The 11,006-nt window shown below is 71.0% G+C and carries 11 protein-coding genes; 9 read left to right on the top strand and 2 right to left on the bottom strand.

The features are described from left to right. Nucleotides 1–84 precede the first annotated feature (84 nt). The 8 genes from KIK05_RS08560 (at nt 85) to KIK05_RS08525 (ending at nt 8,754) form a co-directional block, all read left to right on the top strand. On the top strand, nt 85–612 hold the full coding sequence (locus tag KIK05_RS08560) for an RNA polymerase sigma factor (protein WP_308249819.1): 528 nt from the start codon (nt 85–87) through the stop codon (nt 610–612). Next, on the top strand, nt 609–1,778 hold the full coding sequence (locus KIK05_RS08555; protein ID WP_214410034.1) for a CU044_5270 family protein: 1,170 nt from the start codon (nt 609–611) through the stop codon (nt 1,776–1,778). The genes KIK05_RS08560 and KIK05_RS08555 overlap by 4 nt, the downstream gene beginning before the upstream one ends. A 150-nt stretch (nt 1,779–1,928) precedes the next feature. Then, nucleotides 1,929–3,287, top strand: coding sequence for a glutamine synthetase family protein (locus tag KIK05_RS08550; RefSeq protein WP_214410033.1), 1,359 nt, complete (start codon nt 1,929–1,931; stop codon nt 3,285–3,287). Nucleotides 3,288–3,338: 51 nt separating this feature from the next. Then, a complete protein-coding gene (locus KIK05_RS08545; protein ID WP_214410032.1) occupies nt 3,339–3,989 on the top strand; it encodes a Crp/Fnr family transcriptional regulator in 651 nt (216 codons plus the stop codon). A 283-nt stretch (nt 3,990–4,272) separates the two neighbouring features. Continuing rightward, nucleotides 4,273–5,019 (top strand): hypothetical protein, encoded by a 747-nt coding sequence (locus KIK05_RS08540; protein WP_214410031.1) that lies wholly within the window; start codon nt 4,273–4,275, stop codon nt 5,017–5,019. Next, nucleotides 5,016–7,262 (top strand): hypothetical protein, encoded by a 2,247-nt coding sequence (locus KIK05_RS08535; protein WP_214410030.1) that lies wholly within the window; start codon nt 5,016–5,018, stop codon nt 7,260–7,262. Before KIK05_RS08540 ends, KIK05_RS08535 begins: the two co-directional genes overlap by 4 nt. A 9-nt stretch (nt 7,263–7,271) precedes the next feature. Next, entirely contained in the window at nt 7,272–8,228 is a 957-nt protein-coding gene (locus KIK05_RS08530) for a hypothetical protein (RefSeq protein WP_214410029.1), read from the top strand. 22 nt (nt 8,229–8,250) lie between these two features. After that, complete coding sequence (locus tag KIK05_RS08525) at nt 8,251–8,754, top strand: hypothetical protein (RefSeq protein WP_214410028.1); 504 nt, start codon at nt 8,251–8,253, stop codon at nt 8,752–8,754. Between the two features lie 127 nt (nt 8,755–8,881). Here KIK05_RS08525 and KIK05_RS08520 read toward each other — a convergent pair whose 3' ends face one another. Continuing rightward, nucleotides 8,882–10,261, bottom strand: coding sequence for an FAD-binding oxidoreductase (locus KIK05_RS08520; RefSeq protein ID WP_214410027.1), 1,380 nt, complete (start codon nt 10,259–10,261; stop codon nt 8,882–8,884). 158 nt (nt 10,262–10,419) lie between these two features. Then, nucleotides 10,420–10,551, bottom strand: a complete 132-nt coding sequence (locus KIK05_RS48010) for a hypothetical protein (RefSeq protein WP_284681240.1) — start codon at nt 10,549–10,551, stop codon at nt 10,420–10,422. Nucleotides 10,552–10,574: 23 nt separating this feature from the next. On the opposite strand from KIK05_RS48010, the gene KIK05_RS08510 reads away from it, so the two are divergent. Then, nucleotides 10,575–10,916 (top strand): cytochrome P450 family protein, encoded by a 342-nt coding sequence (locus KIK05_RS08510; protein WP_214410026.1) that lies wholly within the window; start codon nt 10,575–10,577, stop codon nt 10,914–10,916. The last annotated feature ends 90 nt before the right edge of the window (nt 10,917–11,006 follow it).

Genomic DNA, 11,006 nt, shown 5'->3' with positions numbered 1-11,006 from the left:
GATGAGCATCCGCCGGTAACGATGGAGCCTCCCGGACCACTACCTCATGTCAGAACTAAGCACCCGGGACCAAGGGGGCAGGCGGTGACGGACGATCATCACCGGTTCACCACTATGTACGACGAGTGCCGGCAACGCGTATGGGCCTACGTGGTGAGCCGAGCGGGCCGGCAGATCGCGGACGAGGTGGTGAGCGAGACGTTCGCGATCGCCTGGCGCAGGTTCGGCGACGTGCCCGACCGGCCGTTGCCGTGGCTGCTCGGCGTGGCGCGCAACGTGCTGCGCGACAACATCCGCGCCGAGATCAGGCGCGAGTCGCTGGCGAACGAGCTGTACGGCTGGACCGAAGGCGACCACGCCGACCAGGTGGCCGAGCGGCTGGCCATCGTGAACGCGCTGGTCTCGTTGCCCGAGGACGACCGGGAACTGCTGATCCTGGTCGCCTGGCACGGGCTCACGCCGCGTGACGCCGCGCGCGTCGTCGGATGCTCGTCGGCGGCCTTCCGCGTGCGGCTGCACCGCGCACGCAAGCGGCTCGCCCAGGCGATGAACGAACAGCCCGCCGTACGTCCGATGCCTCGGGTGCGCAATCTCAGCGAGGAGTGGTCATGAACCCGATGGAACGACTGCGGGCGGCGCGTCCGGCCCATCTGGACAGCCCGGTGGACGGGCACACGCGGGATCGCGAGCTTTCGTACGCCATGGCGCAGTCCAGGCAGCCGCGCGGGCGCAAGATCACCAAGCCCGTCTGGGGGCTCGGCCTCGTGAGCGCGGCCACCGCGACCGCCGTGGTCGTGGGCGTCGCCGTCTCGGGCACGGGCGGCACGACTCCGCGCGCGCCGTCCACCTCCCAGGCTGTGGCCGGGGGGCCGGTCTCCTCGGCTCCGGCCGTCCGCCTCTCGGCCGAGCAGGTCCTGCTCACGGCGGCCGCCTCGTCGATGAAGGCCCCAGCCGAGGACGGCGCGTACTGGTACGTCGAGAGCGTGCTCGGCAGCGCCGACGAGGCCGGTGACAAGGTGCGCTACATCGTCCACACCACCACCGCCCACAAGATGTGGATCGCCCGCTCGCCGAAGGCCGCGAGCTGGTTCCAGGACCAGAACCTCGGCACCAAGCCCGCCGAGGGCGCCGAGGAGAGCTGGAAGCAGGACGGTTCGCCGACGCGGTGGAAGGTGGACGCGGCCAAGGAGAAGGCCGGCGGGAGTGGACGCCTGGCGCCGATGCAGCTGGAGTCCAGGCCCGGCAAGCCGTTCGGCAACCAGATCAACCTCGGGGACAAGGTCGTCGACCTGGCAGGCCGCAACACCTCGGTGGCGGAGCTCCAGGCGCTGCCCACCACCCCCGACGAGCTGAAGAAGCGGCTGCTCTCGGGGTACCAGGGCCACGGAACCGAGAGCGGCGAGCCGGAGGACGCCGACAGCTGGCTCTACCAGGTGACCTCCGGGCTGCTGCGCGACATGCCGGTGAAGCCCGCCGTGCGCGCCGCCGCGTACAAGGTGCTCGCCGGGCTCGACGGCGTACGCTCGCTGGGCGAGGTGACCGACGCGCAGGGCCGCAGGGGCCAGGGCGTCGCGCGAACCGAGACGTGGGGCAACGGGAGGTTCGAGCGGCAGCTGATCATCGACCCGGAGACCGGGGTGCTGCTCACCGACCAGATCGTCGCGGTGGAGCCCACCGGAGACTACGCCTGGGCCAAGCCCGGCACCGCGATCTGGTGGGAGTCGACCCTCGAGGCCGGCTGGAGCGACAAGGTTCCCCCGAAGATCTCCCAGCCGTAGCGCCCGGCCCGGCCGGCCGTCGCAACGATGGCCGGCCGGGCACGTCGTACTCCGAAGACTTGATGCCGTGCCGCGCACCTCTGCCACCATGAATGCTGGGCTGTGGACGATGCCCGCACGGCGCCTTTCGGCGGTGGAGGAGGGAGCGCGATGGACCGGCAGGAGCGCGAACGACGTACCGAGGCCGCCCGGAAGGCGTGCGAACGTCTCGCCGCGGCGGACGTGACCGCCGTCGCTCTCACCTGGGTGGACACCAGCGGTGTGACCAGGGTGAAGGCCGTGCCGCTCCCGCGCCTCGCCCACGCTGCGGCCTGGGGCGTCGGGGCCTCGCCGGTGTTCGACGCCTTCCTCCTCGACGACTCGATCGTGAGCGGCCGCTTCGCCGGCGGCCCGGTCGGCGACCTGCGCCTGTACCCCGACCTCGACCGGCTCGCCGTGCTGACCGCGCTGCCCGGCTGGGCGTGGGCGCCCGCCGACAGGTACGACCAGGACGGCGAGCCGCATCCCCTCGACGCGCGCCACCTGGCCCGGCGGGAGGTCGGGCGGCTGGCGGCCGAGGGCTTCTCCGTCCGGGCCTCTTTCGAGGTGGAGTGGGCCGCCTCGGTCGGCGGCGGCGACGAGTTCGTCCCTGCCTGCGCCGGCCCGGCGTACGGCATGACGCGGCTCACCGAGCGTTCCGGCTACCTGCTCGACGTGGTGCGAGCCCTGACGGCGGCCGGTGTCCCGGTCGAGCAGATCCACCCGGAGTACGCCGCGGGCCAGTACGAGATCTCGGTCGCGGCCGACGACCCGGTCGGGGCGGCGGACACCGCGGTCCTGGTCCGCGAGACGATCCGGGCCGTGAGCCTGCACCACGGGCTGCGCGCGACGTTCGCGCCGAAGGTGCTGGCGGACGGGGTCGGCAACGGCGGGCACGTCCATCTCAGCCTGTGGCGGGACGGTGCGAACCTCATGGCCGGCGGCGACGGCCCGTACGGGCTCACCGCCTTCGGGGAGGCGTTCGCCGCCGGGATCCTCGCCCGGCTGCCGGCCCTGCTGGCGGTGGGCGCCCCGTCGGTCGCCAGCTACCTGCGGCTGATCCCGTCGCACTGGGCGGGCGCGTTCGCGTGCTGGGGGCTGGAGAACCGCGAGGCGGCGATGCGGTTCGTGACCGGGTCGGCCGGTGAGCGGTCCGTGGCGGCCAATCTCGAGATCAAGTGTTTCGACGCCGCCGCCAACCCCTATCTCGTACTGGCCGCCGTCCTCGCCGCCGGACGTGCCGGGCTCGCCGACGGCGGGACACTCCCCGAGCCGGTCTCCGTCGATCCGGTCACCCTGGGCGGCTCGGTCACGCCGCTGCCGTCCTCGCTCGGCGTGGCGCTCGCGGCCTTCGAGGCCGACGGGGTGCTCAAGGAGGCGCTGGGCGAGCCCGTCGTCGACACCGTCGCCGCCGTCCGCCGCGGCGAGATCGCCCTGTTCGAGGGGGCGCCTCCGGAGGAGATCGCGGCGCGCACCCGGTGGAAATACTGAGAACGGTTTCTTTCTCGGAAGATCGGCGGGCTTTTAGTAGATTCAGGAGATGTGAGCGGCTTAGAGGGGTTCCTGCCTCCGGAGCTCTGGAAACGGCTGGTTTCGGGGGCCGCGCCGCGTTCGTACGCGCCCGGGCAGACGCTCATGCGGCAGGGGGAAAAGGCCGACAGCGTCCTGGCGCTGATTTCCGGGCGGGTCACGGTTTCCCTCGTCGACGAGGAGGGCCGCGACGTTCTGCTCGCCGTGCGCGGCGGCGCCGAACTCATCGGTGAAATGGCGCTGTTCGGGGACGGAACCCGTTCGGCGACGGTCACCGCGATCGACCGTTGTCATGCCGTGGTTCTCACGGCGGCACATTTCGAGCGCTTCGTTCGCGAGAACAAACTGCAGGAGCGGCTCCTGCGTCATCTCGTCCACCGCCTCCAGGAGGCGGAGCGGCTGCGGGCGGAGCTGGCGTCGCTGGCCGCCCGCCCGAGGATCACGCAGTGGCTGATCAGGCTGGCGCAGCCTCCGGTGGGGCGGCCGGGCCCGTGGGCCGGGACGGTGGAGATCGGGATCGGCCAGGGGGATCTGATCCGGGCGACGGGCCTGGCGAGATCGACGGTGGCGGAAGAGATCACGAAGCTGAAGGCCGAGCGGGCGGTGGTGAACTCGCGGACCCCCATCGTCGTGGATCCTCGACGGCTCGAGGAGCTCCTCTAGATCTTCAGGACCTGCCGGCCGGTGGCATGTCCACTTCTGGACATGACTCGATCCCGCCGGCTGATAAGCAGGAGAACGGTGCGGTGCGGTGGTGCCGCGTGCCCGCCGACACCGTGCTACTTATCGGCCAATTCTCATTAAATGCTGATTATTCGGATAATCCAGGCATATGCCGCCCGTCTCCCCGAATCCAGCGATGCGGGGGCGGCTACCGAACGATATGTGTCAACCGGTGCGGGGAGCTGGGCGTGAGATTCCTGGAACACGTCGCAGGAGGGGATTCATGTACGACGACGCGCCGCTTCTCGACCGATTCGTCTTCGGCTGCGACGTGCAGGATTACAGCTCACGCGACACCGAGCTGCAGGGGGAGATCCAGACCGAACTCCGCAGGATGCTCGAAACCGCGTTCCGGCGCTCGGGCCTGGACTTCTCGGCCTGCGCGGTGTCCCCGACGGGCGACGGCCTGCTCGCGGTCCTGCCGGCCGACGTCGACCTCGTCCGTCCCGTCGACCGGCTGGTCTCCGAGCTGCACCGCCTGCTGGTCACCTACAACGGCAAGCGGGTGGCCCGGGCCCGCATCCGGCTCCGCGTGGCGATGCACGCCGACGCGATCCGGACCAACGCCCACGGGGAGCACTCCGGCCCGGCGCTCGTCGTGCTGAGCCGGCTGCTCGACTGCGCGCCGGTACGCCGCGCCCTCGATCGCTTCCCGGGGGCGCCACTGGCGCTGATCGTCTCCGCTCCGGTGTTCCGGAAGGTGGCGCTGTCAGGGCTGTCCGGAATCCGGCCGGAGCAGTTCGAGTGCGTGGAGGTCGACATCCCGGCCAAGAAGTTCCACCAGAGCGGGTACGTCCACGTCCCGGGAGCCCCGCATCCCCAGCCCCCCGACGGCGCCGACCCTCCGGAGGCCGCCTCTCCCCGTCCGGCGAGCACGATCGAGGTGCACGGCAACGACAGCGTCGTCTACGGCAACGTCTCCATCCGCGCCGAACGGTTCACCGGCCGCGACTCCAGGGGGCCGTCGTGACCGCCGGCGCCGGGGAGAACACCGACACGCCGGCCGAGCCCGGCGGCAGGAGCGGACAGGACGGCACGCCGGAGGCGGCGGAGCGGCCCGCGCCGTCCGGCCGTCCGGAGCAGGCCACCGAGGACCGCGGGCCCGGCAAAGGACGGCCGGCCGAGGCGAACCCGGGGCAGGTCGAGCGGCCGGGCGAGACCAGGCAGGCGAGGAGCAGGCCGAGCCCCCAGACCGGCAGGCAGGACGTCAACGAGTACCGGGAGAACCGCGACCGCATCCTGGTGGGCGAGGGCGGCGTCGTCTACGCGTACTGCGACATCCAGGCCGAGAGCTTCAACGGCCGTGACTCCCGTGCCGGCGGCGGAGCGAGCTCCCTCTTCGTGGCGAAGGTCCGGGCCGACCACCTCAAGAAGCTCTCCGAGGTCTACGAATCACCCGGCTGCGCCGTCACCGCCGGCAGCCGTCTCGGTGGCGACCGCTTCCTGTGCCTGTACGGGCAGGAGGGGAGCGGCCGGATGACCTTGGGCATCCAGCTGCTGCGCGAGCGCGTCGGCGACGAGGTGTGGCAGATCCGGCCGCACACCCCGGTGGCGGAGCTGACCGAGGCCCAGCTGGTCGAGGACCGCGGCTACTTCCTGGTCAGCCGCCCCGACGAGCGCGTCACCGAGTTCGAGATGACCCGGCTGCGGGCCATGTGCGACCAACGCCGCAGCTACCTGGTACTGATCGGGACAGGTGAGAACCTCGGCGCGCTCGGCGGCGTACGGGTCACGCCCCCGGAGACGGGCCTGGCCGGACTGCTGCTGCGCCACGCGTCCCGGGGGCTGCCGGACGACCGGCATCCACAGCTGCGCGAGGTGCTCGCCCGGGAGGAGCTCGCCGAATGGTGCCGCGGCGGTCACCCCCTGGCCGACCTGGAGAAGGTCGCCGCGATCGTGGGAGACGTCGTCCGCGACCGGATCAGGGTCGAGGCGCTGGCCACGCACCTGCGCATGGTCGACACCGAACAGATCCGGACCTGGTTCGAGGACCACGACCGGACGGCGCTGCGGCCGCTCATCATCACCCTCGGCTACTTCGGCGGCCTGCCCCTGCAGACCCTGCTGGAGCTGGAGAACCGGCTGTGCGTGCTGCTGCGCGAGGAGGCCGGGGAGAAGACGCCGCGGGACCTGTTCTCCGGGACGGGCCGGGGGCGTCTGGCCGATGTACAGGCGCACACCTCGGTCGTCGACCACGACGACGCCTACGGCACCGTCCGGGCGGAGATCGCCGAATTCGCCGATCTCAACTGGGAGAACAGCCTGGTGGAGCTCCTGCGCACCGACTATCCGGCGGTACGGCCCGTGCTGATCGCCTGGCTGCGGGAGCTGGCCGGGCACCCCGACCCGCACGTGCAGCGCCGAGCCGCGCTGATGCTGGGCACGTTCGCCGAGGACAGCCTGCACATGCTGCTGCGCGAGGTCGTCCTGCCGTGGGCGCTCACCGACGACGAGTACGTCTGGCACCTGGTCGCCGCGGCGCTGACCGTCCCCCTGGCCGACCCCGACATCGCCCCGCGGATCTCGCGGTTACTGGAGGACTGGGTGGCCTCCGACGAGTCCAGCCTGGTCGGCGCCGCCGCCATGGTGTACGGGCTGGCGCTGGCGCCGGCCAACCCCAAGGCCGCGCTGAACGGGCTGGTCCGCATCGCCAGGCGGCAGCGCTCGACGGACGACATATGGTCCACGGCGGCGGCCGGTGGCATCGTGGCGATGTACCTCAGCGACCTCATCGACGACGACGAGGTGCTGGGCTCGTTGCGGCGGTGGGCGGGCTCGAAGAAGAAGAGCGAGCGGGAGCTCGCGATGCTGGCCTTCATCGTCATCGCCGACGGCATCGACGAGAAGATTCCCGGCCCGGACGGCGCCAAGGGGAAGAGACAGACCTGGCCGAGCCTCCTGCACGCGGCCGGACGGGAGACCACCAGGCCCGCGGTGTTCGAACTCACGCGCCGGGCGCTCAACGACCCGGACTGGACCGAGCTCGCGCTCGACGTGCTGAAGCAGTGGTTCCTCCGGGCCAACACCCGGCCCTACCTCGACTCGGCCCTGACCGCGCTGGTCGCGGCGCTGGGCGGCACCCGGCCCGAGGCGGCCCGGCTGGCCTTCCACATCGAGGCGTGGGCCCGCAAGAACCCCCAGGGCGCCGCGGCGCGCATGTACCACGTGGTCACCGGCCGCGCCGGCGCCGTTCCCGAGCGTTCCCCGGCATAGGAGAGTGAGATGCCTTCGATCGATCCCGTAAGAGGGCCGAAGGTCCTACCGCGGTTCGGGCGGCTGCGGTCCGACCTGCGGCCGCAACTGCACGAGGCGATGGTGCTGCGCTCCCGGGACGGGCGCCTGGTGGAGCTCCCGCGCGGCGCCCCTCCCACGTTCGGGCAGCGACTGGTCGGCGGCTTCATCGAGGCGTACTACGTCTCGGTGGGAGCGCACACCCGGACGTTCGCCTCCCGGCTGCCGACGGCCGACGTCGGGATCGAGCTGCAGGGGGAGGTCGATGTGGAGCTGGAGGTGAAGGACTGCGGCCTCTTGGTCCGGGAGCGCCGGGGGGACCTGAACGAGCGCCTGCGCAACTGGTGCCTCGACCTGGCGGGCCGCATCACCGCCCAGCACAACATCGGGACGGTGGCGAACGCCGGCGACGAACTGGCCCGGCTCGCCTCCGTCGTGGCCGACTCGCTGCGCACCACCACCAAACGGCCCGACCTGCCCGGCATGACGATGCGGGAGCTGCGGGTACGGCTGCGGTACGCCGACGAGGCCACGGTCCAGCAGGCCGGCAAGGACGCGCTCCAGCAGAAGCTGCAGGCCCGGAAGGCCAAAGACCTCAAGGAGATGTACGAGCCGGTCTACGGGCCGGACATCGCCGGGATCGTGGCGCTGCTCACCGACGGGCACACCGACCGGATCCCCGACGTCGTCGACAGGATCCACGCCAGCCAGCAGCTCACCGAGCAGCGCAAGATCGACCTGTTCCAGCAGCTGGTCACCAGCCCGTCCATCGAGGTGCACGTCCGGGACCGCCTGGCACAGCAGCTCGCCAGACAGCTGGGCGAGGGCGACGGCGCGGTCAGGGACTTCACCGCGGCGATCTTCGACCGTTCCGGCGACCTCGCCCTGCAGGCCCCTCCGGCCGACCGGAAAGGCGACACCGACGACGAAGAAGACGAGGACGAATGACGATGACGAATGAGCCGGTCCGGTGCTGAGCGCGCTCGCGGACGTTATCGAGGGACTGGGGCAGTGGTGGTACGGACTGGCCGGATGGCTGCCGGCCCCGCTCCAGGCACTGTCCTTCATCCTGGTGATGGCCGTCGCCGTGCGGCTGGCCGTCAAGTACGCCCTGCCCGTGCTGGCGGGCTGGGGCGTACCGCTGTGCCGTCTCGCGCTGCGAACCCTCGCGTGGCTGGTCCTCCTGCCGGAGTACCTCATCACGTCCAGGTCGCTGCGGACGGCGCAGCGGATGCCGTCGGGGGCGCACGTCTACGGCGAGGCGGTGGCGGGGCTGCTGGAAATCGCCGACAAGGGCGTGACGGAGCTGCTGCGCCGGCTGTCGAAGTCCGCCAAGATCGCCAACCAGGTGACGCTGGCCACCGTGCTGGTCTCGATCTTCGTGGTCAACGCGGTCGCCTACCAGGCGAACGACCCGCTGCCCCTGTCGCGGTGGTGGGACTCGGTCCAGGTGTGGGCCCAGTCCCTCGGCTAGTGGGTCGACCGATGTCACGGTGGTGGTATCGGTCCAGGTCTGGGCCCGGTCCCTCGGCTAGTGGGTCGACCGATGTCACGGTGGTGGGACTCGGTCCAGGTGCGGGCCCGGTCCCTCGGTCAATAGGTCAACCGATCGCCGGGGGGATGTTCTGGTTGAGGCGGAAGAGATTGGCCGGGTCGTACACCGCCTTGATCGCCGCGAGCCGGTGCCAGGTCGAGCCCGGGTACGCGGCGCGGACCCGATCTTCGCTCTCGTCTCCCAGGAAGTTCACGTACGCCCCCGCATCGCTCTGCCGCAGGGCGCCCGCGAGCTCGGCGACCCAGGCCTCGCGGGCGGCCCGGTCCTCGGGGCGCTCGTAGAACGCCGCGACGTTCACCATGATCCGGCTGTGGCGGTGCGCGAACGCGGTCGCGTCGACCGGCACACGGGCCATCGCCCCGCCGAGCATTCGCAGTTGCACGGCGCGCATCGAAGCGTCGGAGGATTCGAGGTACCGGACGACGGTCTCGGCCATGTCCCGGTCGACACTGTCCATGAACATCGTCTGCGCCGCCGCGGTCACCGGCTCGACGTCCCCCTCCGGGGGGAACATCCCGGAGTACGGCATCGCCTGGACCATGTCGGCGAGGGGGGTGGCGAGCGCGCGGAACGGCGCGATGGCCCGCTCGCCGGCCTCGGCCTCGCCGGCGTACGCCATGAAGGCCATGATGATCAGCCGGCCGTGGAGCTCACTCGGCAGGAACGGCATCGGCGGCGCGGGCATGACGTTGGCGATCGTCGAGAGCTCCTCCGGCGCCGCCTCCGCCTCGGCCATGAACGAGGCGATGACCTCCGGCGTCGCGGGCAGGATCAGGATTCCGCCCATGAACGACTCCAACGGGTGCAGCCTGAACCGCAACCGGGTGGCCACCCCGAAGTTGCCGCCGCCGCCGCGGATGGCCCAGAACAGGTCGGGATGGGTCTCCGCGTCCACGTGGCGGATCTCACCGTCCGCGGTGACCAGCTCGGCGGCCAGCAGGTTGTCGATGCTGAGGCCGTGCTTGCGGACGAGGAAACCGATGCCGCCTCCGAGCGTGATCCCCCCGATCCCCACGGAACCGGTGTCGCCGAATCCGGTCGCCAGGCCGTGGGCGCCCGCCTGAGCCGTGTACGCGCCCGCGGTCAGCCCGCCCTGCGCCCACGCGGTCCGTCCTTCGACGTCGATGTCCATCGCCTGCAGATCTCGGAGGTCGAGCACGATGCCGCCCTCGGTGACGCTGTGGCCGGCGTTGCTGTGGCCGCCGCCGCGGACGGCCAACTCGGCCCCCGTCTCCCGCGCGAACGCGATGACCCGCGCCACGTCGGCGGCGTCGGCGACCCGGATGATGGCCGCCGGCCGACGGTCGAATCCGCCCTGGTAGACGGTCCGCGCCCTGTCGTACCCGTCGTCATGCGGCTCGATGACCCTGCCGGTCAGGGTGCCGCGGAGGCGCGAAATCGTGACGGGCGAGACGTTCACCAACATGAGGGGAACTCCTTCGCGGCGTCTGCTTGCCCGCCGCTCGTCGCTGACAGGAAATGCTCACGTCCCGGAGATCCGGGCTCCACCTCTAAGGAGCATTCCTTCCAGCCGACCGACCTTCAACCCGGATAGGGGTGGGGTGTGGGGTACCCCTACCTTGATCAAACCGAACGACTAGCGCCGAGGTCTCGCGCGATCTCGCTGATCACGTAAGGAGCGAACACAGCGAAATCGCCGGGACCGTCGTAACGCCCGTCGAGGGTAAGGCCCAGGTTCGCGGCGAGCGCGCGCATTTCAGGATGCCACCGCACAGGCGGTGAGCTTCGACAACTCCGCCGAACAGCGGGGCGCCGCACACGCCGAGCTGATGCGCTACCTGTCCGAGCTCGTCGGACACAAGCGAGCAGAACCTTCCGACGATCTGTTCAGCGAGCTGGCCGCCGGAGGTGAGCTCGACCACGACGAGCTCACCGGCGTGGCCACGCTGCTGCTGACCGCCGGGCATGAGACGACCGCGAACATGCTGGGCCTGGGCACGTTTCTGCTGCTGTGCCGCCCCGAGCAGGCGGAGCTGGTGGTCGATTTGACCAGCAATGCGATCATGACGGTCGACACGGTCGTGCTGCTCGTGATCGCGGTACGCCGGGTCTCCCGGTGAGCGGTCTCCGCAGATCCATGATCAGGAAGAGGGCTAGTCCGGTCCAGCTCTCGGCAGCCACCAGCCATGGCAGCGCGCGCCGCCTCCTCA

The organism is Sphaerisporangium fuscum, from assembly GCF_018531465.1.
Taxonomy (GTDB): Bacteria; Actinomycetota; Actinomycetes; order Streptosporangiales; family Streptosporangiaceae; genus Sphaerisporangium; species Sphaerisporangium fuscum.
The sequence above is the reverse complement of the archived record's forward strand: the minus strand, read 5'-3'. Positions and strand labels throughout refer to the sequence as shown.